The sequence below is a fragment of the Orenia sp. genome (assembly GCF_055140805.1).
This window is the reverse complement of sequence record NZ_JBSQYM010000005.1, coordinates 24,028-48,983: the sequence shown is the minus strand read 5'-3', so window position 1 is coordinate 48,983 and position 24,956 is coordinate 24,028. Positions and strand designations below refer to the sequence as shown.

The following is a 24,956-nucleotide window of genomic DNA, read 5'->3' as shown; positions in this document are numbered from 1 at the left end:
TACCGTTAAGTAGAGTTAGATGATATTAACAAGTAAAAATCTAAAATTTTATAAAATATATTTTGCTTATAGAGTAAATTTACAGAATAAGTTCAACTAATTTTAGTGAAAAACCACCTCGTTAAGCTTCACTTTGCTCACAGAGTAAGTTCAACTAAGCTCAGTGATAAAGAACATTACTTCACTAAGTTTCACTTTATCTTACCAAGATTTTTTAAAAAATATTCTTAATATAAGTTTATTTTATTACATTCAAGACTATTACATAACTAAAGAGTGGGTCAAAACCCACTCTTTTACCTACTGACTATCGATTAATATGCATACTACATTTTAGCATATTATCAATGAATTTGCAACTAATTTACCCAAAGAGGGATAATTGATTGGTTTCAGGCCAACCTTCTAAAGAACCATGCTCCTTCATAACTTCAATTACAGTCTTACTTAAACCAGCTCGATTACTCAAATCCTCAATAGAAGTAAACTCTCCTTCTTTGCGGGATGTAACCAAGTTTTCAGCAGCACTCTGTCCCAATCCTTGCAAACTAATAAATGGTGGTAATAAACCATCTTCAGTAATTTGAAACTCCTTAGCCTTTGACCTATAGACATCTACCTGGGTAAACTTAATACCTCTAGCCATTGCTTCAACAACAATTTCAAGTACAGTTAGTGTATTCTTATCTTTAGCTGTTGCATCATTACCCTTCATTTTAATCTCTTGAATCTTCTTCTCAACAAACTCCCTACCCTGTAATACAATCTGAGCATCAAAATCATCAGCTTTGATTGTAAAGTACGTATTATAAAAAGCTTCAGGGTAATGGACTTTGCAGTAAGCAATTCTAAAGGCCATCATTACATAAGCAGCTGCATGAGCTTTTGGGAACATATATTTAATTCGTTTACAGGACTCAATATACCAATCTGGAACATTATGTTCTTTCATCACCTGCTCTTCTTCCTCTGTCAATCCTCTACCTTTACGGACATGCTCCATCATCCAAAAGGCATCGGAAGGCTCTATACCTTTATGAATTAAGTAGTTCATAATATCATCACGTACCGAAATAACCTCAGATAATTCAGCTACTCCAGCCTTAATAAAGTCTTGAGCATTATTCAGCCATACATCGGTACCATGAGAAAGACCACTAATACGGATCAATTCGGCAAAGGTTGTTGGCAGAGTTTCACGGAGCATCCCCCGTACAAAACTAGTACCAAATTCAGGAATACCTAAAGTCCCTATCTTAACTCCAATCTCTTCTTTTGTCACTCCTAAAGGCTCAACACTAGAGAAGATAGCCATAGTTTTGGGATCATCTAAAGGAATATCTTTTGGATCAACTCCTGTAATATCCTGTAACATCCTAATACTGGTCGGATCATCGTGCCCAAGTATATCCAGCTTTAATAAATTATCATGGATAGAGTGGAAATCAAAATGAGTTGTTAAAGTATCGGTATCCATATCATTAGCTGGTTTTTGGATTGGAGTAAAATCATAAATTTCCATATCACTAGGTACTACAATCTGACCTCCTGGATGCTGTCCAGTTGTCCTTTTGACTCCAGTACATCCAGAAGCCAAACGATTAATTTCAGCCTTTCTTAATATCAGAGCATTGTCCTCAGCATGACCTTTGACAAAGCCATAAGCTGTTCGTTCAGCAATGGTAGAAATAGTACCTGCCCTATATACATAGTCTTTACCAAAAAGAGTCTCTGTATACTTGTGAACTTCTGGTTGATACTCTCCAGAGAAGTTAAGATCGATATCTGGTACTTTATCCCCCTTAAACCCTAAGAATACTTCAAAAGGAATATCGAAACCATCTTTAATCAATGGTACTCCACATTCTGGACAAGTCTTATCTTCTAAGTCAGCCCCCACACCCACTGAACCATCTGTAATAAACTCTGAATGTTTACATTCAGAACACCTATAATGAGGTGGCAATGGGTTAACTTCAGTAATTCCTGTCATAGTAGCTGCAAAAGAAGAACCAACAGAACCACGAGAACCTACCAAATAGCCATCATCTAAGGATTTTTTTACAAGTTTCTGGGATGTCAAATAGATAACAGCATAGCCATTACCGATAATAGAGTTCAACTCTCTTTCCAATCTCTGCTCTACTAACTCAGGTAATTGCTCCCCATACCATTCTTTAGCCCTACTATAAGCCATCTCTCTAACCTCTTGATCAGCACCTTCTATAGTTGGAGTAAATAATTTATCAGGGATAATTTCAACATCTTCCACCATATCTGCTATCCTTTGAGGATTATAAATAACCAACTCTTTGGCTATATCTTCTCCAAAGTAATCAAATTCTGCTAGCATCTCATTTGTAGTTCTAAAATATAAAGGGGCTTGATCTGCCGCATCACTAAAACCTTGACCCTCCATCAAAATCTGACGATAGATACTATCTTCTGGGTCTAAGAAGTGAACATCTCCAGCTGCAACTACTGGTTTTCCTAATTTTTTACCTAACTCATAAATTTTACGATTAATATTCCGTAACTCTTCTAAAGAGTTAACCTCTCCTTTTTCCAATAAGAATTTATTATTACCTATCGGTTGAATTTCTAAGTAATCATAGAACTTAGCCAATTTTTCTAGTTCATTATCAGGCTTTCCACGTAAAATCTCTTTATATAATAATCCTGCCTCACAGGCTGAACCAACAATTAGTCCTTCTCGCTTCTCCAATAAATCACTTTTTAAAATACGAGGCTTTTTATAAAAATTGTCAATATGAGATTTAGAGACAAGTTTATAAAGATTCTTAAGACCTTTTTGATTTTTAACCAAGATAGTAGTGTGATGTGGATAAATTCGTTTATAATCAATTTCACTTGTCAATTGATTAATCTCTGTTAAGTTAGCAATCTCCTCTTCTTTCATTAGCTCAATTAATTCTAATAATATCTCAGCAGTAACTTTAGCATCATCACTAGCCCTATGGTGATTCTCCAAATCCTTATTAAAATAATTAGCTAATTTATTTAGCTTATAGCTTTTTAAATCTGGCACAAGTGCCCTAGCTAAATTTAATGTATCCATTGCCGAATTGCTTGAGTCTGCCTTATCTAATCTTCTTAGCTTGTCCTCAATAAAACTCAAATCAAAAGAAAGATTATGAGCAACTATTGTAGTCCCATCGATAAACTCTAAAAAGTCATCTATTACCTCTGCCAATTTAGGAGCATCAGCTACCATCTGATCATTAATCCCTGTTAATTCTGTAATCTTAGCTGGAATACTTTCTTCAGGATTTACAAAAGTTTGGTATATGTCTATAATCTCACCATTTTGAACTTTGGCTGCACCAATCTCTATAATCTCATTATTATGAGGATTAAAACCAGTGGTCTCTAAGTCAAAAACTACATAAGTCTCTTCATCTAAACTTTTAGCAACTGGATTAATGATAATCGGTTCACCATCATCTACTAAATAAGCCTCTAAACCATAAATAACCTTAATATCTTCACCTTTTGCAGCATTATAGGCATCAGGGAAGCTCTGAACAACTCCATGGTCAGTAATAGCGATAGCAGGATGCCCCCACTCAATAGCCCGCTTAACAACAGTTTTAACATCGACTATAGCATCCATAGCACTCATCTTAGTATGGAGATGAAGTTCAATTCGCTTCTCCTCTGCTTCATCTTCTTTACCTTCAACGGTAATTGGGATAACATCATTAGCCATCATTGATAACTCTTGATCATACTTATCATGTTGCACTCTACCTCTAACCTTAACCCATTTACCCTTACTTATCTTCTCTGATAAATTATCCCCTTTGTTTTCAAAGACCTTAATAGTAATAGAATCACTTTGATCACTAATTGAGAAGATTACTAAATTTCTACCACTCTTTAACTCTCTAATATCTATTTCAAATATCTTACCTTGTAAGATAATATTATTATCTTCTCCAACAATCTCAGAAATAGCAATAGGATCACCATTAAACTTTCTACCTAACCAGACATTAGGATCATTGCTACTTTTAGACCTACCTTTATAGTTATAGGATGAACCATTTGAATTATTAGAACTCTTTTCAATATTACTAATACTTTGCACCAGACTATTCATATATTCATCCTTCTCTTTAGCCATCTCATCTTCCATCTCTGACAATTCTTCTGAAAAATCACCTAATGCAAAGTCAACTTTAACCCTCTTTCCATACTCTTCTTCAATAATCTTCTGTAAGATATTATCACATTTTTTAGTATTTAAAACCTCAATAGCTACTTTATTCTTAACCTCAACAATTAAAATATCATTTTCCAAATTCCAGCGGGATAAAGATAACCAACCATTGGTCTGTGGAACCTCTTCTCTTATTTTTTGAATTATCTCTTCCCAATAATTCTTTAAAATCAATTCCAGAGGTAAGTCAGGGTCATAATAATTGAGGGTATATAAAAATTCACCCTCAGCAAATACTCCATCACCTATATCTTTCACTACAGGATCTAAATCGATACTTTCAGGAACCTTAAGGTCAACTTTACAATAATTATCTGTTAGATTAACTTCCACTCTTCCAATCTTAATTGTATCTAGTAATCCTTCAGAAATGTCCAATTTTTCTTTTAGTTTCTCTTTAAAAACATTAGTATCTTCAGCCTTAATTAATACTCTCGGCATCTTTATCTCTCCTTCAATCTAACTCTTTAATCTGCACCTCAATTATACCCGCTATCTCCGTTAATAATACAAATAAATAATTTACCTCTATCTGTTTTGGTTTCTTAACTCTAAAATTTATATATAAATTTGGTTCATTATAGCAATGTTCTATACTTATATCCCTAATAACAATATCATGTTCTCCTAAAACGGAACCAATCTTTCCCAAAGGGCCTGGTTGATCAAAAGCTTTGACCCTAATCAAATATTTCCTATGAACATTTGAGATAGTCTTCTCTACTTTACTCAATAAAGTTAAAGTTAAGATAACCAATAAAGTTGCCACCAAAGCACTTAAATAAAATCCTGCCCCTAAAGATAAACCAATACCAGCTACAGCCCATAGCCCTGCTGATGTTGTTAAACCTTTGACAGAAAAGCCCTCTCTGATTATTGTACCAGCTCCTAAAAAACCAACACCACTGATAACTTGAGCTGCAATTCTGCCTGGATCTACAGGTCGTATATGATTAAATTCTAGAAATAATTTAATAGAGACAATCATAGCTAAAGTCGAACCTAAAGATACTAAAATATTAGTCCTAAAACCAGCTGGTCGAGCATTTCTTTCCCGCTCAAAACCAATTGCCCCACCTAAGACACATGCTAAAACCAACCTTAATACAATCTCTTTTTCTGACACTGACTTACCACATCCCTAAAAATTTATAATGTTGGTTATTAATAACCAACATTATAAATTAATCATTATAATAAGTTGTCAATAGAGATATTACCTAATCTTTCTAGTACTAGAAAGATTCTTTAAAATCTCCCAATACATCTTTAGCCTTGACATAAAACCTTTGATAAATCCCCGCTTTTCTTCTTTCATTACATGGGATAAATCTTCTAAAACAACTTCTCTCAACTTAATATTATTTACTTTAATATATTGAGTTAATGCCATCTCCACACCAAAGCGGGTCATATCCAAATCAGGTATATTATTTAATATACTCCTTTTTACTGCTCGTTGTCCCGATAGAAAAGGTGCTATCTTCTGAGCCAAATCAGTAAACATTCTACCTTCTGCAAAGATACCTATAGTCGTTTCAACATCTTCTGTAATTACAGGGATTAATAATCTATCAATATGTTCTTTCTTTAACCCTAATAAATCGGCATCTAAGAAGAGAATTATATCAGCTTGACTTTGTTCAACCCCCGCTTTCATAGCAGCCCCCTTACCTTTGTTAGTGGCTAAGTCAATCACCTTAACCCCTACTGTAGTAGCTACTTTAACAGTATTATCTGTTGAGCCATCGCTGACAACAATCACCTCATCTACTAACCTATGCCCTTTAACTATACTAGCTACCTCTTTAATCGTCTTTTCTTCATTATATGCTGGGATAACAGCAGTAATTTTCATCAAATATTTCCTCCTAAAAGATTAATCCAGCTGAGCAATCAATTCTTTAATTTGAGATAAATACTGATCAATTTCAACCTTTAGTTCTTCACCATTCTTTCTAATCTTAACTTCTAATCTACCCTCTTTTAATGAACGTCCTCCAACAGTAATTCTAATTGGGCATCCAATTAAGTCAGCATCATTAAATTTAACACCAGCTCTTTCTTTTCTATCGTCTAATAATACATCTATTCCCTCTGAAGTTAATTCATGATAAATTTGTTCGGCTTTTTCATTTACTTCATCATTCTTACCCAAAACCAAAATTTCTACTAGAAAAGGAGCTAAAGCTTTAGGCCAAACAATTCCATATTCATCATAATTCTGCTCAATTGCTGCTGCTACAGTTCGAGTAATTCCAATTCCATAACATCCCATTACCATCGGCTTACTCTTACCATTCTCATCTAGGAAAGTAGCACCTAAAGGCTCACTATATTTAGTACCAAGTTTAAACACTTGACCTACTTCAATACCTGGAGTTAAACTTAAGTGCCCACCACAGTGGATGCACTGTTCTCCCTCTTTTACCTCTCGAATATCGGCAACCTCTACTACTTCAAAATCACGCTGTGGATTAACATTGATATAGTGTTTATCAACTTGATTTGCTCCAGCCACACCATTAACCACTTCCATTACCAATTCATCAGCAATAATTCTAACATCATTCAGATTAACTGGACCAGTAAACCCTTTAACTGTATTTAAATTCTCATAAGCCTCATCAGTCACAAGTTCCAGATTAACTATATCTAGTAAATTCCCCAATTTAATATCATTAACCTGGTAATCACCTCTTACTAATGCTAATATTATTTCATCTTTTCCTTGGTATAATACAGCTTTAATCATCTTTTCTACTGGTAAATCTAATTCTGCTACCAACTCTTCAATTGTACTAAGCTCTGGAGTATCAACAACTTCTAATTCTTTAGTATCTTCAATACTTTGAGGAGTCTCACTCTTAGATTTAGCCAACTCTAGATTAGCTGCATAATCACACTCTTCACAATAAACTACAATATCCTCCCCAGCATCAGCTAATACCATAAATTCATGGGAGTCGCTTCCACCAATTGTTCCAGTATCTGCCTCTACAGGTCTATATTTCAAACCGCATCTACTATAAATATTACAATAAGCATCATACATTTTTTGATAACTTTCTTGTAAACCATCTTCATCAACATCAAAGCTATAAGCATCTTTCATAATAAACTCTCGACCACGTAAAACTCCAAAACGAGGCCTAATTTCATCTCGATACTTACTTTGAATTTGATAGAGATTTAAAGGTAACTCTTTATAAGATCTAACCTCATCACGTACTAAATCAGTAATTACCTCTTCATGTGTTGGTCCTAAACAAAAGTCCCTGCCGTGTCTATCCTTTAATCTCATCAATTCTGGGCCATAATTTTGAAATCTACCAGACTCTTCCCATAACTCTGCTGGCTGTAAAGCTGGTAATAATAACTCTTGGGCTCCAGCCTTATTTAACTCTTCTCGAACAATATCCTCAAATTTTCTAATAACACGATATCCTAAAGGTAAATATGTATAGATTCCTGAACTTAATTTCCTCATTAGACCAGCTCTTAACATCAATTGGTGACTAATAACCTCAGCATCAGCTGGTGTTTCTTTCAATGTTGGTATATACATTTGTGACATCTTCATAACCAAAATCCTCCTCTATTATCCTAAGTCTATCTTAAAATTCTATAAAAAATGATAAATTTACTAGCCACAGGTTTCAACCTGTGGTGATGGTGATATGTTACACTACGGGTTAAAACCCGTAGCTAAAACTTAAAGTGTCGCAATATGTCCATAATCCGATATTATCTCAGTTTGACTAACATAATAGATTGGTATATATTAATCAATCTAAATTCTCTATCTCTTTCATTAATTCATCTACTAGCTCTGCTGCCGGTACTCTTTTGATAACCTCTCCCTTTTTAAAGATTAATCCTACATCTTTGCCACCAGCAATTCCTAAATCAGCTTCACGAGCCTCTCCAGGACCATTTACTACACAACCCATAATGGCAACTTCAATATCTTTATCTAACCCCTTGATTTTGTCTTCTACCTGATTTGCAATTTCAACTAAGTTAATCTCAGTCCGTCCACAAGTTGGGCAAGAGATAATATTTACTCCACCCCTTCTTAAATCCAAAGACTTAAGTATACTATAAGCAACCTCTATCTCTTCAACAGGATCTCCAGTCAAAGAGACTCTAATAGTATCTCCTAAACCTTGTGACAAGATCGCTCCTATTCCTACGGCAGACTTAATAGTACCAGATTTAATAGTTCCAGCTTCAGTAATTCCAATATGTAGTGGATAATCAACCTCTTTAGCTATTAATTGATAAGCCTCTAAAGTCTTCATAACATTAGATGCTTTAAGAGAAATTATAATATCATAAAATCCAAATCTTTCTAATAAACTTACATGCTTTAAAGCACTCTCTACCATGGCCTCAGCAGTTGGATGTCCATATTTTTTAAGTAATTCTTGCTCTAATGAACCTGCATTTACCCCTACTCGAATTGGCACCTTCTTCTCCAAAGCTTTTTGAGCTACTAATTTAATCTTCTCTTCATTACCTATATTCCCAGGGTTGATTCTCAAGCCATCAATTCCCTGTTCTAATACCTCTAGAGCTAACCTATAGTCAAAGTGTATATCAGCAATGAGAGGTATCTTAATCTGATTTTTAATTTGACTTACCTTTGATGCAGCCTCCATATCTGGAATGGCCACTCTAATCAATTCACAACCCGCCTCTTCTAACCTCTTAATCTGAGCAACGGTTTCATTTACATCTCTTGTATCTGTATTTGTCATAGATTGAACGGAGATAGGTGCATCTCCGCCAATCTGTATACTTCCCATCTTTACTGCTCTTGACTCTCTTCTTACCATTAATTTCACCTACTTTAAGCTATCGCAATTTTCACAATCATCATTGCACTCTTTTCTATAAGGATGTACTAACATATCTAATCTCCTAATTCTTTGTACCGCCTCGCTAAAATCAATTTTGACCTTATGATGAGCTCCATCTTCCTGTTCATCCATATCATCAGCATCAGATACTAATTTCTGTAAAGGTGTTAACTTGACATTCTTACTAACAGGACTGGAACCACTGTGAAATAATATAGCTAAAGCAATCTCTCTTGCTTTGCCAAGGTCTTCTCCTTTTAAAATTAGCAGTTCATGAGCCCGCTCAGCACCTTTAATAGTATGAATATCGAATTCATTGTAGGATTCAAAATCCCATTCACCATGCCTTTCCCAATTAGTATGACCTATATCATGTAATAAGGTGGCTTTAGTAGCTAAATCTACACAGACCTTCCTCTCAATTGCTAACTCAAAAGCATATTCTGTAGCTGCCACTATATGAGCATAACCAGCCTTTGGTAAATGTTTTTTAGCAACACTATCAGTAATCAAAGATTCTAAAGTTACATGCCTATCAAACATAGTATCACTCCTTTAAGTTCAGTAATGAGTGACTAGTAATAAGTAATGAGTACAACAATAACTATTATCAAATTCTTTCCTTATTTCTTCTATTCACTATTCACTCTTCACTGTTCACTCTTTTCCTGCACATTTATCACAAAGTCCATCATTTCTCTGGACTTGAGCATAAGCCTCTTTACCACATTTACGACAATTTGTACCCATAATTTCAAAGCAAGTTTCACAAAATCCATGCTTTTGTACAAACTTAGGATCTGCTTTACCGCAAGCACGGCATACACAATCTTTACAATATCCTTTATTCTCTTGTACCTGCTTAGGAGCTACCTTACCACATGCTTTGCATGCATAATATCCATCTTTCTTCTTCTCCAGCTCTTTCACACAATTCTCACAAATATTCTCATTCTTTAAAATTCTAACCTGTGTAGCCTCTGTTCCACATAATTTACAATACCTTTTGGCTCTACGCCCTGTAACTCTATTTGGATCTAACCATTTGCTACCACGTCTATTCTTTTGTTTAGCCATATCTATCACCTCAACTGAGTTTAAGTTTAAGTATAAAGCCTGAGCCTAAGCAAAAATTAATTGAGTTCAACCTTAAACTCAAGCCTAAACTTATATTATCGATCTTATATCTTTAATCATAATTACAACAAACAAAACCATTAGTAATACAAAACCTACTAAGTGAACCATTCCTTCCTTCTCAGGATCAACAGGTTTGCCTGTAATCAATTCCCATCCCAAAAAGACCAATCTTCCTCCATCTAAAGCAGGTATAGGTAGTAGGTTCATTATGCCTAGATTTATACTAATCAATGCAGAAAACTGCATGAGCCTTAACATACCTGCACGAGCTGCATCCCCAACAAACTGGGCTATCTTGACTGGTCCACTAACATCACTAGCCATCTGACCAGTTATCATCTTCCACAAACCTAATATAATCCCATATATATATATACCAGTTCTTTGAATGCCTAGCCAAATAGCTTTAAAGAGGTTAACAGATTTTCTATTATAGACAGGAATAATTCCAATAACACCAACCTCTCTATTCTCATCAAGTCTAGGAACGACATTTAAATTAAAGGTTTGATTGCCTCTCTCTACCTGTAGAGTAATCTCTTGATTAGGATTCTTATTTATCATCCCAGCTAATTCTTCCCAAGTATTTACTTCTTGATTATTAACTGATACTACCTTGTCTCCATCTCTTAATCCAGCCTTATAAGCAGGTTGTTCAGGGAATACTTGACCGATTACTGTACTATGAGAAGTATTTACTTCAACACCATAAATACTGAAAATCAAAGTAAAAAAGAGTGCTGCTAATAAGAAGTTCATAACTGGTCCCATAAAGATAACCCAAAAACGTTGCCAAACACTCTTTTGAAACAAACACCTTTCTTCTCTAAATGCTTTTTGATAAAGCTCTACCTCTTCTTGATTAATATCTTCATCATCAACAGGCATCTCCCCGGTCATTTTACAATAACCACCTAAGGGTAGCAATCTAATCGAGTATAAAGTCTCTCCATACTGTTTGCCAAGAAGTTTAGGGCCCATTCCAATAGCAAACTCTTCTACCTGAACCCCTACATATTTAGCCACCATAAAATGTCCCAACTCATGGAAAAAGACCAAAATCCCTAAAACAATTATGAATGAAACAATAGTTGTTAACAAGCTTTCTCACCTTCCTTCTGGGCCTCTGTTCTAGCCCAAGTGTCTGCTTCTATAATCTGATCTAGAGTTGGATTATCTACAACCTCATGAGCAGACATAACCCTTTTAATCAATTTAGGAATATCCATAAATTTTATCTTTCCGTCTAAAAATTTACTAACAGCAATCTCATTAGCAGCATTTAAAACTGCTGGCATTGTTCCACCTCTTCTTCCAGCCTCATAGGCATAATTTAAGCATGGGAAAAGATCTTTTCTAGGCTCTTCAAAATTCAACTCTCCAACCTTAGCTAAATTAAGGCTCTCTAAATTATTACTATTTCTGCGTGGATAGGTCAATGCATATTGAATTGGAACTTTCATATCTGGAAGACCTAATTCAGCAAGTATTGAATGATCTTTATACTCTACTAAGGAATGAATTATACTCTGTGGATGAACTACAACATCTATCTGATCATAGTCTAGATCAAATAACCACTTAGCCTCAATAACCTCTAAACCTTTATTCATTAAAGTAGCGGAATCGATAGTAATTTTCCCACCCATATCCCAATTAGGATGATTAAGAGCCTCTTCTACTGTGACTTCTGCCAACTTATCAGCCGATATAGTTCTAAAAGGCCCTCCAGAAGCCGTTAAGATAATCTTCTTAACTCCTGTTCTATCTTCTCCTTGCAAAGCTTGAAAAATAGCATTGTGTTCACTATCTATAGGTAATATCTTAACATTATTCTCTTGAACCTCTTTCATTACAATGGCCCCTGCTGTAACCAATGTCTCTTTATTGGCCAAAGCTATATCCTTACCTGCTCTAATTGCTGCCAAAGTAGGCTTTACTCCAATAGCACCAACTACAGCATTAACAAGCAGGTCAACTTCATCTAATGTAGCAACTTTAATCAATCCCTCTAATCCCGTTAATATTTGAGTTTTAGTATAACTTAGCTTATATTTTAACTCATTTAATAAAGAGTCATTCATTAAAACTGCATATTTAGGTTTGAATTTGTTAATCTGCTTAGCCAAAATTTCTACACTACTATTAGCTGTAAGTGCCACCACCTTAAACTGACCAGTTAATTCTTCAACTACTTCTAACGTTTGTTGCCCAATAGAGCCTGTTGAGCCCAAAATCGCTATCTTCTTCATAGAACATCCCCCTACTAATCAATAATAATTGAAATAAATCCTGCTTGAAATACCGCTTTTAAAACTACCAATGAAGCTGGACCGATAAAAAACCCAGCAATCCCCAATAATTGAACCCCTAAATACATAGCAACTAAAATAGCTAATGGATGGATACCAATACTTCGACCTACTATCTTCGCTTCTAATATTTGGCGTGTAGCTCCCATTATACCATATAATATAAAGAGTCCAATAGCAAAACTAACATTTCCTACTATCAAATTATAAATTGCCCAAGGAACAAAGATCAAACTAGGACCAATAACAGGAATAAAATCTAAAAGCCCACCAGTTAATCCTACCACAATTGAGTAACTACTGCCAAGAATGCTTAGCCCTATAATAGAAATCAAAGTTGTAATAGTAATCAAAAGCATTTGCGCTCTAATAAAACCAATACCTGCTTTCATTATATCTCTTTGAACCTGCTCTATCTTATGGCGCCATTTATTAGGAAAAGGTTTTAAAAGAGCCTCTACAATAAGCTCCTTATCTCTACTAATAAAGAAGGTAGCTATTAAACTGATTAGTAAAACAGTTGCAAAATTAGGTAGTTTTTTAACTATCCCTAATAGATTGGAGCTAGTCAATTGGATAAACTCTTTTATTTTATCATAAAAGTATTGAAAATTGTTATTGATACTCTCTTTAAAGGATTCTGGAATCTCCAACTCTTCTATCACTCTACTTAATTGTTGATTTCGCTCTGATATCCAATCTAGTTGCTTGCCAAAGCTCTGATAATCTGGTAAATTATTGAGCAAATTATTTAGTTCAACAAATAATCTAGAAAAGCTGATTGTTAATATTAAGCTTATAAAGATTATTATTATAGATAAAACAATAACTATTGAAAGACCCCTAGGTAGATTAGCTCTTTGTTCAAATAATTCTACAACAGGATCAATTAAACTAGCCACAATAACTGCTATCACAAAAGGAAGAAGGTAGCTTAATGCATACTTTAAGAAAAAGATACTAACAATCAATAGCAAGACCAATCCTAAAGACAACTTATAAATCTTCTTCATACCTGCCCCCTCTTACTTCAATACAACCCATTGTAAATAATAGTAGACAATAGGCAAAGTAAATAACAAGCTATCAATTCGATCTAATATCCCTCCATGCCCTGGTATGATGTCTCCAGAATCTTTAATATTAGCATCACGTTTGAAGACCGATTCACATAAATCACCTAATTGAGCAAAAAGAGCAATTAGAAGTCCTAATACCATTCCATGGAAATATCCAAAACCTAAATATATACTAATAATCATAGTAAGAACTATACTAAAGGCCAAGCCACCAACTGCTCCCTCTATAGTCTTTTTGGGACTGATTTTAGGAGCCAAAGGATTTTTACCAAAGTTCATTCCTGTAAAATATGCTCCCGTATCGGTTATCCATGTTGCTAAAATCGGCAACCAAACAAACAAAGAACCAATATCTCTACCATCACTAGACTCTAAGTTATATAAGAGTATCAAATGGCTGAATAGACCAGCAACATAAAAGACTCCAAAAAAAGTAATAGCTGTTGTAAAAATAGCAGAATTATCTACCCCAATAATCACTTGTTTTAATAAAATTACTAAAAAAGATAAGATTAAGAATCCATATACAACTGATAAATTGTTACTATTTAGATATGTAAGAAGAACTAAAATTAGACCAATAAGGATTCCTAAAAACCTATTCACCTTTACTCCTTTAGCTTTTGCCAACTTAAAATATTCGTCCATCCCTAATCCAACAACCAATAGATTCAATAATAAAAAGGGAATGTTACCTATTTTTAAGATAATAATCAATACAGGAATAGCTATTACTGCACTCAAAATCCTTGTTTTCAACATTAATATCACCTACTTTTTCTTAAGTCCGCCAAACCTTCTTTCCCTTTCTTGATAATCCTTTATAACTTCTAAAAAAGCCTCTTTATTAAAATCAGGCCAATATATATCTGTAAACTGTAGTTCTGTATAAGCAAGTTGCCATAATAAGAAATTACTAACCCTCTTCTCTCCACCAGGTCTGATTAATAAGTCAGGATCAGGTTGTTGATTAGTATATAAGCCCTGAGATATTAACTGCTCATCAATATCTAAAAGATCTATCTTACCATCCATAAGGCTTTTTGCAATGTCTCTAACTGATTCGATAATTTCACTTCTACCACCATAATCTAAAGCAATATTAAGAGTTAATATATCATTATCCTTAGTTCTCTCCATAGCCTGTTCTACTTTCTCTTTAACCCCTTGAGGTAGCCTGTTCTTATATCCAATAATGTTAAGCCTAACCCCCTCTTGATCTAATTCATCAAGTTCTTCTAAGAATACTTTTTCAAATAACTTCATTAAAAAATTAACCTCTTTTTCAGGTCGCTTCCAATTCTCTGTAGAGAAAGCATAGGTAGTAATATATTTAATTCCTAAGTTTTTAGATATTTTTGTGATCTCTTTTAAGGTCTTTACCCCTGCTTGGTGTCCCAGGCTTCTAGGAAGACCTCTCTCTTTTGCCCAACGACCATTACCATCCATTATAAATGCTACATGTGTAGGTACTTCTTTCTTCTTAATTTCTGATAATAAATCTTCAAAAGTATTGTTATCTTTAGTACTGTTAGTTTTGAATTTATTTAATGCCTTATCAACAATACCCCACATTAATAATCCTCCTATATTTACGAAATAACCCCCTCTCAACCATATAGAGGGGGTTTAGTAATCGGGGTTATGATTTATCATCTACCCCTAAATAATAATCTTCATTACTGATTATTAACTCCACAATTTCTTTATCAATTAACCTTTGTCCAACTACTCTCAACTCACCTAAACCAACCAACTTTCTAGGAGGCCTAGTATGTCGAGTTTGAATTTTATAGTTATCCCTCATCAATAACTCCTTGGCAGAATTATAATTTAAGGCAATAACATTTTTCATAATTATACTTCCATTATATCTGAAGTTTTATTCTCTAGCAAGGAATCTATTTTCGCAATATATTCATCAGTTATTTCCTGGATATTATCTAGACCACGACGATAATTATCTTCAGAAATCTCGCCTTCTTTCTCTAGTTCTTCTAAATCACTATTTGCTTGACGACGAATATTTCTAATAGAAATCTTACCATCTTCTGCTTTCTGTTTAACAACCTTAACTAGCTTTTTTCTTCTCTCTTCAGTTAACTGAGGAATATTAATTCTAATCAAGTCACCATCATTATTAGGATTTAATCCCAAATCAGACTTTAAAATAGCCTTCTCAATATCACCTATTACAGTCTTATCAAAAGGAGCTACTAGTAATTGTCTTGGCTCTGGTGCAGAGATTTTTGCCATCTGATTGATTGGTGTAAGAGCACCATAATATTCAGCCTTAATACCATCTAATAAAGATGCCTTAGCTCTTCCTGTCTGTATTTTTGAAAACTCTTGCTTAGTACTTTCAATCACCTTATCCATGTCTTTTTTAGTCTGATTAGCAACCTCTTTAATCATATGTATAACCTCCCTTTATCTAAATGTTTATATATTATCTTACAAAAGTACCTACTTCTTCGCCCAATACAGCTCTTTTAATATTATTCATCTCTTTTACCCCAAAGACTATTAATGGAATATTATTATCCATACACAAAGATACAGCTGTGGAGTCCATCACACCTAACCCTTTATTTAATACATCAATATATTCTAATTCTTTGTATTTAATAGCATTTGGATTCTTAACTGGATCTGAATCATATACTCCATCTACATTTTTAGCCATTAAAATAGCATCGGCATTAATTTCTGCTGCTCTTAAAGCAGCTGTTGTGTCAGTAGAGAAGAACGGGTTACCAGTTCCTGCAGCAAAGATAACTATTCTTCCCTTTTCTAAATGCCTCATTGCTCTACGTCTAATATAAGGCTCTGCAACTTGTCGCATTTCGATAGCAGTCTGTACCCTAGTATCAATACCTAACTTCTCTAAAGCATCTTGGAGGGCTAAAGAGTTAATTACCGTAGCCAACATTCCCATATAATCAGCAGTTCCCCTATCCATTCCTTTAGCACTTCCTGCAATACCTCTAAATATATTACCTCCACCTACCACTATTGCTATTTCAACACCAGTAGTTAGTACATTTTTAATCTCTTTAGCTATTGAATTAATAAATTGAGGATCAATTCCATAATCTTGCTCACCAGCTAAAGCAGCCCCACTTAACTTGATAATTACTCTAGAAAACTTTGCTCTTGACATTAATCTACCTCCCCAGTCCCTTTTATATTTCTATAATGTACCCTAAATCCCTTTTTATGATTAAAAAATTTAATATACTAATCTAATAATTATTATTAAGTACTAATATATTATATTTGACTACCTATTAACTTTATCACACTGGTTTTAAGCTTAGCACTTAAGATTAAATCCTAGCAAAATAAATAGACAATAAAAATTAGAAAGCTAGCTGACTTTAAAAAAAGAGAACACGAGAGTGTCCTCTTTTTTAGATAAGTATTATTTATTAACTTCACCCATTACTTCTGCTGCAAAATCTGTCTCTTCTACCTCAATACCTTCTCCAACTTCATAACGAACATAGTTTACAACACTAGCATCGTTTTGATCAACTAATTGTTGGATAGTAATATCTGAATCTTTAACAAACTCTTGCTCTAATAAACAATTTAATGTATAAAATTTACCTAGTCTACCTTCAACCATCTTTTCTACTATATGTTCTGGTTTTCCTTCTGCAAGAGCTTGCTTTGTAAGAATTTCTCTCTCCTTATCAAGATCTTCACTAGGAACATCATCTTTTGATAGATAATTTGGGTTTACAGCAGCAATATGCATAGCAATATCTCTAGCTACATCTTCATTTCCACCTTGAAGTTGAACTAAAACGCCAATGTTACCACCCATGTGTAAGTATGTACCAAAAGTTTCCTCATCATTTTTTTCAAAGATTTCAAAACGTCTAAAAGAGATATTCTCTCCAATCTTAGCAATAGACTCTTTTAAATATTTATCTACTGTTTTACCTTCTGAAGCTAATGTTTGAGTAAGAGCTTCTTCTATGTTAGCAGGCTTTTCTGTTAATACATGATTTGCTAAAGCATCAACAACTGCTTTAAAGTTTTCGTTTCTAGCAACGAAATCAGTTTCACAGTTAACCTCTAAAATAGTAGCTGTATTATCTGCTGTTTTAAAAGCTACTAAACCTTCAGCAGCAGTTCTTCCAGCTTTCTTATCTGCAGAAGCAATACCTTTTTCTCTTAAATATTCAACAGCTTTATCCATATCTCCATCTGTCTCTTGTAAAGCTTTTTTACAATCTAAAATTCCAGCATTTGTCATTTCTCTTAACTTTTTTATATCAGCTGTAGTAATTGCCATTATCGAACCTCCTTATAATTTATGAAAAAGATTATTTAAAAAAAAGGCGCTTCATAAGGACGATTCACATCCTCATTACACGCCCTTTATTTATTATTCTTATTGTTGGTCTTCTGTAGTTGCTTCCTCTTCAATTTCAGCTTGTTCGCCTTCTTGAGATTCTACAACTGCATCAGCGATAACTCCAGTTAATAACTTAACAGCTCTAATAGCATCATCATTCCCTGGAATTACATAATCAATATCATCAGGATCACAGTTTGTATCTACAATAGCTACTACTGGGATACCTAATTTCTTAGCCTCTGCTACCGCAATTTCCTCTCTACGAGGGTCAACAACAAATAGCACATCAGGAAGACCATTCATATCTCTAATTCCACCTAAGTTACGAACTAATTTAGTTCTTTCTTTCTCTAACTGCATTACTTCTTTCTTAGGTAAGACTTCAAAGATTCCATCTTCTTCCATTTGTTCTAACTCTTCTAAACGATCAATACGTTTACGAATAGTTTTGAAGTTAGTTAACATACCACCTAACCAACGTTCATTAACGTAAGGCATTCCACATCTTTCAGCTTCTTGCTTAATAGTTTCTTTAGCTTGCTTCTTAGTTCCTACGAAAAGAACTGTTTTACCTTCAGTTGCTAATTCACGAACAAAGTTATAAGCATCTTCAGCTAATTTAACTGTTTGCTGTAGATCTACTATGTAGATCCCATTTCTTTCTGTAAAGATGTATTGTTTCATCTTTGGATTCCATCTCTTAGTTTGATGTCCGAAATGAACTCCAGATTCTAATAGTTGTTTCATACTTACTACACCCATTACTGCGGCACCTCCTCTCGGTTTTTAATCCTCCACTCTCTTCTTCCCTTGCTAAAACCCTAAGGGCACCTTTAGCAAAGTCCAAAAGTGTGTGTGATTGATGTTCTTCTAACACCATTAAACAGTATACCACATTAAAAAAATAATATCAACAAGTTTTTTAATTATTTTTAAATTCAACAAAGAGTTTGAGATTAAAGTTATAATTTAGATTAAGCTTAAGGTTAAGACTGAGCAAGTTCAAAAAAATAAAGACATCATTATGATGTCCCAAAATAATTAAATCATTCAATTATTTGAAGTTAATTGTAATAATACCTCTTTAGCTGATATTGGTAGCTGAAAGGAATAAGTACCTGCTTTAATCTTAGTTTCAAGGTTTAACTTATCAGCTACTACAATAAATTGGTGTCTGTCTTCAATTACCCCTTGATGAATCAATAAAGTGGCTACCTCTCTACTAGATATTCCCTTAGGAATAGTTACTAAAATCTTTTTATTCTCCTGCTCTAACTCTTCTTTTATCTCTTTTTTTAACTCTTCTTTCAATTGTTCTTTTAATTGTCTAGTCAATTCTTCTTTGAATTTCTCCTGAGTAGCATCATTATCTTCTTGTACCTTTTCTACATCTTCTTCTATCACTGGATCTGTTTCACCTTTATTCTTTGTTGAAAGTTCTGAAGCTAACCCTGTTGACTTACTTGCTCCTACTTTTAAGTTATCATTTTGAACTTCATTATTATTTTGAAGTAATATGCCTTTATCTTTTGATTCTTCACCCTTGATTTTAGTCTCATTATTATCCTTTTCTAATGAAGCTAAAGATTCTGCTAAATTAAAGTTCTTCTTTAAATTAATATCCTCATGACTATAACTTTCTCCAGGAAAGGTCATCCCTAACCTTCTAGCTTCCTTTATAATCTCTTTTTCAGTAATTATATTCTCTTTTTGTAAATCCAAAGCAAAGAAATCTACATCTAAAGATAATACTAATGCTATAATCACAAGTGTAATCCCTATTCCTAACAGAGTATGGCGTAACATTAATTCTCCCTCCGATTATTAAATTTATAAATTAATTCTACTTCACGACTTCCCATATTCATCTTTTTTGCTATCTCTGCCATACCTAAACCTTCTGCCTTGAACTTCTTTATCTGTTGATAAGCAGGATTCTGATTAGTAGGGTTAAGTGTAGGTTTAGTCTTTATTTGATCACTTACTAGATTGATATTATCAATATTTTCATCTAACTTATCTAATTTAACATCAATATTATCAACTTTATCAATTAGTTTTTCAACTCTATCTTTTAATATGATTATTTCTTCTTTATATCTACCATTATCTAATTTATGGTTGAGCATCTGACCAAAATCATTGCTTCCTACTAGTGCATTAATTTCACCTTCTAGCTCTTCTTTTAAATTTCTAATCTCTGATAACATCTCATTTGCTAAATAATAATCATCATTATCCTGTTGAGAACGATAGGTTAAAAATAAAGAGATTATAATTACTACTAAACCTACAATAAACAAAATGTATTCCAAGTCTATTACCCCCATTTATACCTTAATATCAATATATCGTCCTGTTGTATTTAATTGCTTAGTTTCTTTTTGAGTTTCTTCATCTTCATTATTTTCTATTCTTCTCTTTCTATTTCTCTTTTTTCTTTCTTCTTTCTTATCATCCTCTTTTTTAATCTTCTTATGCTCTGTCTTTTCAGATTTATTTACTCTCTCCTGCTTTTTAATATCCTTTTGGTTTAATTCCTGCTGTAATTGATTTTGATAAATATTTGGCTTAGCTTTTCTACTCTGCTCTAGCTTACTAATATCTAGGGATCGAGAAAGTATAGTCTTAGGATTGATAGGCTCTACCACAAGCCCCACCTCCTTTAAGAGTAAGGTTTTGACTTAATTTGATCATCATCTAAATAATACTGAACAAATTTAGCAACCTCATCTATTCTTTTTACAGAAGTTCCCATATTTATAATTACCCCTGTATAAATAGTATCTTGAACCTTAATTTTTCCATTCTTACCCTCTTCTAACTTAGCTTTTAAATTCTTTCTATCCTTTTTTATCTCTTCAATCTCAGCAGCAAGTGCAAACCTCATTCTAGTTAACTGATTCAACAAATCCTGCTTATTGGCTGAAAGATGACCATCATTTTTTTCACGCTGATCCTTTAATAACTTTATATTCTTAATAACTTGATCTAATTTATCTTGCTTATCTTTAAAGAGATTATTCTTAGTATTATACTCATCTCTTGTGCCAGGAGTTATTCCTACAGAAACCTCTGTTGGGGTAGCTAAATTAGAACCGATGTTCTTAGCTACTATCTCTTTAGTGGCCCTTACCTTACCGCCAACAATTAATCCCTTCTTCTCCTCTACAACCACCTTATTACCAGCATCAACATTACTATGCATAATAGCATCTTGCACTACTAAGTCGCCTTCAGTTATAACTACTCCATTTTCAACAAACTTAATATTAATGTCTCCTTTTGCTCTTACAGTCCCTTTAATTGCACCAATAAAGCCTTTTTTAATAACAATTTGACCATCAGCTTCTATATGTCCTCCATAAACACTACCTTCTACCAAAACATTTCCTTGGGCTTTAATCTCCATGCCATCATTAACATTTCCATTTACTATGACACTACCTGTAAAATCAATATTTCCAGTTGATAAATCAACATCTCCTTTGACTGTATAAACATCTAAGACACTGATAGAATTGTGATTATAAACTACTTGACCTTCAATTTCTGCAGTTAATGACATACCATCTTCACTTAATTGTACATTTTGACCTACAGGTATGTCTATATCTTTAACAGGCGGAGGGGGCACCTCATCACCTATTACATTTTTGCCTGGTTTACCCTCTAGTGCTAAAGTTTTAGTAGCTAATACGTCTCCTGCTTCAACATTAATAATTCTACCTAAGTTACGAAAATCTGCACTACCATCATCTAACAGATTGACTTTCTTTTCAGAACTATTAATATCAAATTCAAAATTGATTCTGCCATCTTTCCCACAAACAGGCTCTTGTCCAACTGCTATTAAGAAATCCTCTAGTGGCTTTTTAGAATTAAAGGCTTCAGCAAACTCCTCTCTTTTTATACCAAATATTATACCTTCCTTATTCAACTCTTCCATTACATCTTCTAATGTAAATTCTCTTCCTCCAAGGGGTGGAGTATGGCTTATATAAGCTTTCATTTTATCATTACTTAATTCAAATTCTAAAGTAGCATCACGGTCTAATTCAGTTTTTCTATCAGCTATCTTAACCTTCTCTCCATTCAAGGTTAAAGCTTCACTAACTGCAGCATAATCCACTTCAACTATTTCCTTCTTCTCCAAAGTCTCTTCAATAGTATCCATCTTTACTTGTCTACCATTACCTACAGGCTGCTTTACTATTAGAAATATTCCCTCATCAGATATATCAATTTTAAATTCACCATCTTTGCTTTCAACTTCCTCTGTTAACTCTAAAGTAGCTTGATATGAATTTAAACCACCAAATAACCCAAAAATTTTCTTCTTCTCTTCAAGTAATTTTATAGAAATATCCTCTAAAGTAATCTCTTCATCTACTTTTTCATTAAATGCCTTATAAGCCTTTTCCAATGCAATCTCTTTATTCTTTGCTTCAATTTCAATCTTTTCAATGATTGTCACATTTAACCCCTCCTCCCTATTAAATTAAGCAAATAATAAATCCTTCTTTCTGCTAAGATATCCCCTTAATCGGAAAATAGCTTTAGTATGCAACTGCGAAATACGAGCAGTTGTTAAATCCATAATCTCTCCTATCTCTGTCAAAGTTAAATCTTCATAATAATAAAGGGAAACAACCAATTTTTCTTTTTCAGGTAATTTATCTATCGCCTCACCTAAAATAACCTTCATCTGATCATAAAAAAAGACATTATCAGGCTCTTTATCAGCAGAGTCGCTAATTAAATCCCTTAATTCTAGCTTATCTCCACCTTTAAGGTTAAAGAAGGATTCTAAAGAGATATTCTCTGGAATATTAACTTCAGCTAATAATTTATTAAACTCTTCCAAATTCAACCCCAACTCTGTTCTTACCTCTTCATCATCAGGATTTCTCCCTAACTTTTTCTGTAATTGGCGATAAGTATTAGTAAGCTCTTTTGACTTTCTTCTAATTGATTGAGGAACCCAATCCAGCTTTCTAATCTCATCATAAATAGCACCTCTTATTCTTGGAACGGCATAGGTAGAGAACTTAATCCCTCTATTAATATCAAATCTATCCATAGCATCAATCAATCCCAAAAAACCATAATTTAATAAATCGTCAAAAGTAAATCCATCAGGTATTTTTGTAATGACTCTTCCTGCAACATGTTTTACTAAAGGGGTATAGCTTAGAATAAGCTCCTCTTTAGACTTTTTACAATTACTCTTTTTATATTTTTTCCATAATAGATCTTCTTTTAAGTTATCTAATTTATTCATTTAAGGATTCCTCCTACTATTCCTGCTTTATACCTTTGATAACCTTTGCCAATTTCTCTGAATCCTCATTGATAATATTCATATTCTTCTTATCTATACTTTCAAATTCTAAAGGTGACATACTATCTAACTCTTCATTTTTAGAATTATTACTTTCTGCATTAGATGCTACCTGATTGATTGAACTCTCCATCTCTTCTTCTGTAGTATCATCTAAATTCGAATTTATTAATTGACCTATTATCCCACCTATTATACTAAAAACTGCCGATCCAATAAATATCCTTTTAATAATAGTTATCAAATCTAAATGCATAATTGTTGATACCATTAAAACTATAATAATAGCTACAATAGCAAATAATATCATAAATTGTTTGGTAAGGGAACTCACTATTTATAATCCCCTCCTTTATTAATTAATTATAATATAAATGCAATATACTAAACTACCTTTTAGTTAATAACTTAAGTATAAGTATGAGTATAAGTTATACTCATACTTATACTTGAACTCAGACTCAGAATTATTACAATATCCTATCATCTTGTTTTACTGTCTTAATAATTACTTTTCCTGTATCATTATATAATTCCATCGTTCTCCCGTAATTTTCTCCTACTTCAGCACCAATTATTTTAATCCTTTTCTTCTTAAGAATAGTCTCTACAGCTTCAATATTACGAGCACCTATCCTAATTCTATCATTAGAAGTTGAAAAATTAAACATTTGTGCTCCTCCAGCCATCTTAGCCTCTAAATTTCTAATATTAGCCCCTGCTTTTTTCAATTCTTCAATCAAAATATCTATTGCTGTATCTGCATATTTTTCAGGCTTACCCTGTTTACGATTAGATGGAAACTCTGGCAACATAACATGAGCCATTCCACCAATTTTACTGATACTATCATATAAAGTCAATCCCACACAAGAACCTAAACCTGATGTAATCAAAACATCACTCTCTTTTCCCACTTTAAGGTCAGCCATCCTTACTCTAATCTTATTACTAATCAACATCAACACCTAGCCTCTTTAGCATAAAATCTAAAGACTCAGGATTGGGAATTACAAAGAACTGACCATTAACTTCTAAATCCCCTAAAATCTCTGTTTCAATTACCAATGCATAGTCTCCTATCTGACCTAGTTCTATAAATGCGACCTCTAAAATAGCACCAGCCATATCATGGGCTAAAGCTGGAACATCAGGCATTATTTTAATATCAAGCATCTGAGAAAATGCATTCAAATTAGATCCTGTCAATATATTAGCTACTTCTTTAAGTGCTGACTCTTCTAGGTCTCCTATATTCTCTTCAATATTGACCTCTTCACCAATTAATAGGGAAATTAGTTTATTTGCACTATTATTTCCTAATGTAAATAAAACACCTCCATTAATATCTCCCATTATTCTTACCAAAATAGCAGCTATGAGGTTATCCGCCCCTCCCATAATCTCTGGAACTAAATCTATAGGCAAGATGCTTACCTTGGGAACTTTCATCTGAATCTTGTCATTTAGCATCTCCGACAGTGAGGTAGCAGCATTTCCTGCACCAATACTAGCAACCTCTCTTAATGCATCAAGCTGTATAGGACCTAATTTGGCCAACTTATCATCAATATGATTCATCAACTCTCACCTCTATAATC

The 24,956-nt window shown here is 33.6% G+C and carries 25 protein-coding genes; all 25 read right to left on the bottom strand.

The features are described 5' to 3' along the window. Window positions 1-364 precede the first annotated feature (364 nt). The 25 genes from ACTCDL_RS01240 to ACTCDL_RS01120 all read right to left on the bottom strand — a co-directional run bounded on the left by ACTCDL_RS01240 (window position 365) and on the right by ACTCDL_RS01120 (window position 24,936). Window positions 365-4,684, bottom strand: coding sequence for a PolC-type DNA polymerase III (locus ACTCDL_RS01240; RefSeq protein WP_463173420.1), 4,320 nt, complete (start codon window positions 4,682-4,684; stop codon window positions 365-367). A gap of 13 nt (window positions 4,685-4,697) precedes the next feature. After that, window positions 4,698-5,369, bottom strand: a complete 672-nt coding sequence (locus ACTCDL_RS01235) for an MgtC/SapB family protein (RefSeq protein WP_463173419.1) — start codon at window positions 5,367-5,369, stop codon at window positions 4,698-4,700. A gap of 90 nt (window positions 5,370-5,459) precedes the next feature. After that, complete coding sequence (locus tag ACTCDL_RS01230) at window positions 5,460-6,101, bottom strand: glycosyltransferase family 2 protein (protein WP_463173417.1); 642 nt, start codon at window positions 6,099-6,101, stop codon at window positions 5,460-5,462. Between the two features lie 21 nt (window positions 6,102-6,122). Next, window positions 6,123-7,826 (bottom strand): proline--tRNA ligase, encoded by a 1,704-nt coding sequence (locus ACTCDL_RS01225; RefSeq protein WP_463173416.1) that lies wholly within the window; start codon window positions 7,824-7,826, stop codon window positions 6,123-6,125. A gap of 205 nt (window positions 7,827-8,031) precedes the next feature. Further along, entirely contained in the window at window positions 8,032-9,084 is a 1,053-nt protein-coding gene (ispG, locus tag ACTCDL_RS01220) for a flavodoxin-dependent (E)-4-hydroxy-3-methylbut-2-enyl-diphosphate synthase (protein ID WP_463173414.1), read from the bottom strand. 9 nt (window positions 9,085-9,093) lie between these two features. Next, a complete protein-coding gene (locus ACTCDL_RS01215) occupies window positions 9,094-9,651 on the bottom strand; it encodes an HD domain-containing protein (protein ID WP_463173411.1) in 558 nt (185 codons plus the stop codon). A 114-nt stretch (window positions 9,652-9,765) separates the two neighbouring features. Then, on the bottom strand, window positions 9,766-10,185 hold the full coding sequence (locus ACTCDL_RS01210; protein WP_463173409.1) for a hypothetical protein: 420 nt from the start codon (window positions 10,183-10,185) through the stop codon (window positions 9,766-9,768). A 90-nt stretch (window positions 10,186-10,275) separates the two neighbouring features. Then, window positions 10,276-11,349, bottom strand: a complete 1,074-nt coding sequence (gene rseP, locus ACTCDL_RS01205; RefSeq protein WP_463173407.1) for an RIP metalloprotease RseP — start codon at window positions 11,347-11,349, stop codon at window positions 10,276-10,278. Then, the gene (locus ACTCDL_RS01200; protein ID WP_463173405.1) at window positions 11,343-12,500 is read right to left on the bottom strand and encodes a 1-deoxy-D-xylulose-5-phosphate reductoisomerase; all 1,158 of its coding nucleotides are present in this window, start codon (window positions 12,498-12,500) and stop codon (window positions 11,343-11,345) included. Before ACTCDL_RS01200 ends, rseP begins: the two co-directional genes overlap by 7 nt. A 14-nt stretch (window positions 12,501-12,514) precedes the next feature. Further along, window positions 12,515-13,573, bottom strand: coding sequence for a sporulation integral membrane protein YtvI (gene ytvI, locus ACTCDL_RS01195; protein WP_463173403.1), 1,059 nt, complete (start codon window positions 13,571-13,573; stop codon window positions 12,515-12,517). A gap of 12 nt (window positions 13,574-13,585) precedes the next feature. Next, window positions 13,586-14,401: a phosphatidate cytidylyltransferase gene (locus ACTCDL_RS01190; protein WP_463173400.1), complete on the bottom strand. Its 816-nt coding sequence runs from the start codon at window positions 14,399-14,401 to the stop codon at window positions 13,586-13,588. 9 nt (window positions 14,402-14,410) lie between these two features. After that, window positions 14,411-15,214, bottom strand: a complete 804-nt coding sequence (locus ACTCDL_RS01185) for an isoprenyl transferase (protein WP_463173398.1) — start codon at window positions 15,212-15,214, stop codon at window positions 14,411-14,413. 67 nt (window positions 15,215-15,281) lie between these two features. Beyond that, window positions 15,282-15,494, bottom strand: a complete 213-nt coding sequence (locus ACTCDL_RS01180; protein ID WP_463173396.1) for a hypothetical protein — start codon at window positions 15,492-15,494, stop codon at window positions 15,282-15,284. Between the two features lie 2 nt (window positions 15,495-15,496). Then, a complete protein-coding gene (gene frr / locus ACTCDL_RS01175) occupies window positions 15,497-16,054 on the bottom strand; it encodes a ribosome recycling factor (protein ID WP_463173394.1) in 558 nt (185 codons plus the stop codon). Between the two features lie 34 nt (window positions 16,055-16,088). Beyond that, entirely contained in the window at window positions 16,089-16,802 is a 714-nt protein-coding gene (pyrH, locus tag ACTCDL_RS01170; RefSeq protein ID WP_463173392.1) for a UMP kinase, read from the bottom strand. Between the two features lie 261 nt (window positions 16,803-17,063). Next, window positions 17,064-17,945 (bottom strand): translation elongation factor Ts, encoded by an 882-nt coding sequence (tsf, locus tag ACTCDL_RS01165; RefSeq protein ID WP_463173390.1) that lies wholly within the window; start codon window positions 17,943-17,945, stop codon window positions 17,064-17,066. Between the two features lie 99 nt (window positions 17,946-18,044). Beyond that, complete coding sequence (rpsB, locus tag ACTCDL_RS01160; RefSeq protein WP_463173388.1) at window positions 18,045-18,773, bottom strand: 30S ribosomal protein S2; 729 nt, start codon at window positions 18,771-18,773, stop codon at window positions 18,045-18,047. A 288-nt stretch (window positions 18,774-19,061) separates the two neighbouring features. Beyond that, window positions 19,062-19,817: a hypothetical protein gene (locus ACTCDL_RS01155; protein ID WP_463173385.1), complete on the bottom strand. Its 756-nt coding sequence runs from the start codon at window positions 19,815-19,817 to the stop codon at window positions 19,062-19,064. Beyond that, window positions 19,817-20,326, bottom strand: a complete 510-nt coding sequence (locus ACTCDL_RS01150) for a hypothetical protein (RefSeq protein WP_463173383.1) — start codon at window positions 20,324-20,326, stop codon at window positions 19,817-19,819. The genes ACTCDL_RS01155 and ACTCDL_RS01150 overlap by 1 nt, the downstream gene beginning before the upstream one ends. Window positions 20,327-20,341: 15 nt before the next feature. After that, entirely contained in the window at window positions 20,342-20,662 is a 321-nt protein-coding gene (locus ACTCDL_RS01145; protein WP_463173381.1) for a hypothetical protein, read from the bottom strand. Between the two features lie 14 nt (window positions 20,663-20,676). Then, window positions 20,677-22,488 (bottom strand): DUF342 domain-containing protein, encoded by a 1,812-nt coding sequence (locus ACTCDL_RS01140; protein ID WP_463173380.1) that lies wholly within the window; start codon window positions 22,486-22,488, stop codon window positions 20,677-20,679. A 24-nt stretch (window positions 22,489-22,512) separates the two neighbouring features. Next, window positions 22,513-23,295 (bottom strand): FliA/WhiG family RNA polymerase sigma factor, encoded by a 783-nt coding sequence (locus ACTCDL_RS01135; protein WP_463173379.1) that lies wholly within the window; start codon window positions 23,293-23,295, stop codon window positions 22,513-22,515. 16 nt (window positions 23,296-23,311) lie between these two features. After that, on the bottom strand, window positions 23,312-23,665 hold the full coding sequence (locus ACTCDL_RS01130) for a hypothetical protein (RefSeq protein ID WP_463173378.1): 354 nt from the start codon (window positions 23,663-23,665) through the stop codon (window positions 23,312-23,314). 160 nt (window positions 23,666-23,825) lie between these two features. Next, on the bottom strand, window positions 23,826-24,317 hold the full coding sequence (locus tag ACTCDL_RS01125; RefSeq protein WP_463173377.1) for a chemotaxis protein CheD: 492 nt from the start codon (window positions 24,315-24,317) through the stop codon (window positions 23,826-23,828). After that, window positions 24,307-24,936 (bottom strand): chemotaxis protein CheC, encoded by a 630-nt coding sequence (locus tag ACTCDL_RS01120; RefSeq protein WP_463173376.1) that lies wholly within the window; start codon window positions 24,934-24,936, stop codon window positions 24,307-24,309. Before ACTCDL_RS01120 ends, ACTCDL_RS01125 begins: the two co-directional genes overlap by 11 nt. Window positions 24,937-24,956 lie beyond the last annotated feature (20 nt).

Excerpts from the sequence above, each read along its gene's own strand:
- ACTCDL_RS01225 (WP_463173416.1), bottom strand. The coding sequence starts at position 7,826 with ATGAAGATGTCACAAATGTATATACCAACATTGAAAGAAACACCAGCT.
- ACTCDL_RS01240 (WP_463173420.1), bottom strand. The coding sequence starts at position 4,684 with ATGCCGAGAGTATTAATTAAGGCTGAAGATACTAATGTTTTTAAAGAG.
- tsf (WP_463173390.1), bottom strand. The coding sequence starts at position 17,945 with ATGGCAATTACTACAGCTGATATAAAAAAGTTAAGAGAAATGACAAAT.
- ACTCDL_RS01130 (WP_463173378.1), bottom strand. The coding sequence starts at position 23,665 with ATGATATTATTTGCTATTGTAGCTATTATTATAGTTTTAATGGTATCA.
- ACTCDL_RS01180 (WP_463173396.1), bottom strand. The coding sequence starts at position 15,494 with ATGAAAAATGTTATTGCCTTAAATTATAATTCTGCCAAGGAGTTATTG.
- pyrH (WP_463173392.1), bottom strand. The coding sequence starts at position 16,802 with ATGTCAAGAGCAAAGTTTTCTAGAGTAATTATCAAGTTAAGTGGGGCT.
- ACTCDL_RS01200 (WP_463173405.1), bottom strand. The coding sequence starts at position 12,500 with ATGAAGAAGATAGCGATTTTGGGCTCAACAGGCTCTATTGGGCAACAA.
- ACTCDL_RS01125 (WP_463173377.1), bottom strand. The coding sequence starts at position 24,317 with ATGTTGATTAGTAATAAGATTAGAGTAAGGATGGCTGACCTTAAAGTG.
- ytvI (WP_463173403.1), bottom strand. The coding sequence starts at position 13,573 with ATGAAGAAGATTTATAAGTTGTCTTTAGGATTGGTCTTGCTATTGATT.
- ACTCDL_RS01155 (WP_463173385.1), bottom strand. The coding sequence starts at position 19,817 with ATGTTACGCCATACTCTGTTAGGAATAGGGATTACACTTGTGATTATA.
- ACTCDL_RS01210 (WP_463173409.1), bottom strand. The coding sequence starts at position 10,185 with ATGGCTAAACAAAAGAATAGACGTGGTAGCAAATGGTTAGATCCAAAT.
- ACTCDL_RS01215 (WP_463173411.1), bottom strand. The coding sequence starts at position 9,651 with ATGTTTGATAGGCATGTAACTTTAGAATCTTTGATTACTGATAGTGTT.
- ispG (WP_463173414.1), bottom strand. The coding sequence starts at position 9,084 with ATGGTAAGAAGAGAGTCAAGAGCAGTAAAGATGGGAAGTATACAGATT.
- frr (WP_463173394.1), bottom strand. The coding sequence starts at position 16,054 with ATGATTAAAGAGGTTGCTAATCAGACTAAAAAAGACATGGATAAGGTG.
- ACTCDL_RS01230 (WP_463173417.1), bottom strand. The coding sequence starts at position 6,101 with ATGAAAATTACTGCTGTTATCCCAGCATATAATGAAGAAAAGACGATT.
- ACTCDL_RS01190 (WP_463173400.1), bottom strand. The coding sequence starts at position 14,401 with ATGTTGAAAACAAGGATTTTGAGTGCAGTAATAGCTATTCCTGTATTG.
- ACTCDL_RS01135 (WP_463173379.1), bottom strand. The coding sequence starts at position 23,295 with ATGAATAAATTAGATAACTTAAAAGAAGATCTATTATGGAAAAAATAT.
- ACTCDL_RS01120 (WP_463173376.1), bottom strand. The coding sequence starts at position 24,936 with ATGAATCATATTGATGATAAGTTGGCCAAATTAGGTCCTATACAGCTT.
- ACTCDL_RS01185 (WP_463173398.1), bottom strand. The coding sequence starts at position 15,214 with ATGTGGGGTATTGTTGATAAGGCATTAAATAAATTCAAAACTAACAGT.
- rpsB (WP_463173388.1), bottom strand. The coding sequence starts at position 18,773 with ATGGGTGTAGTAAGTATGAAACAACTATTAGAATCTGGAGTTCATTTC.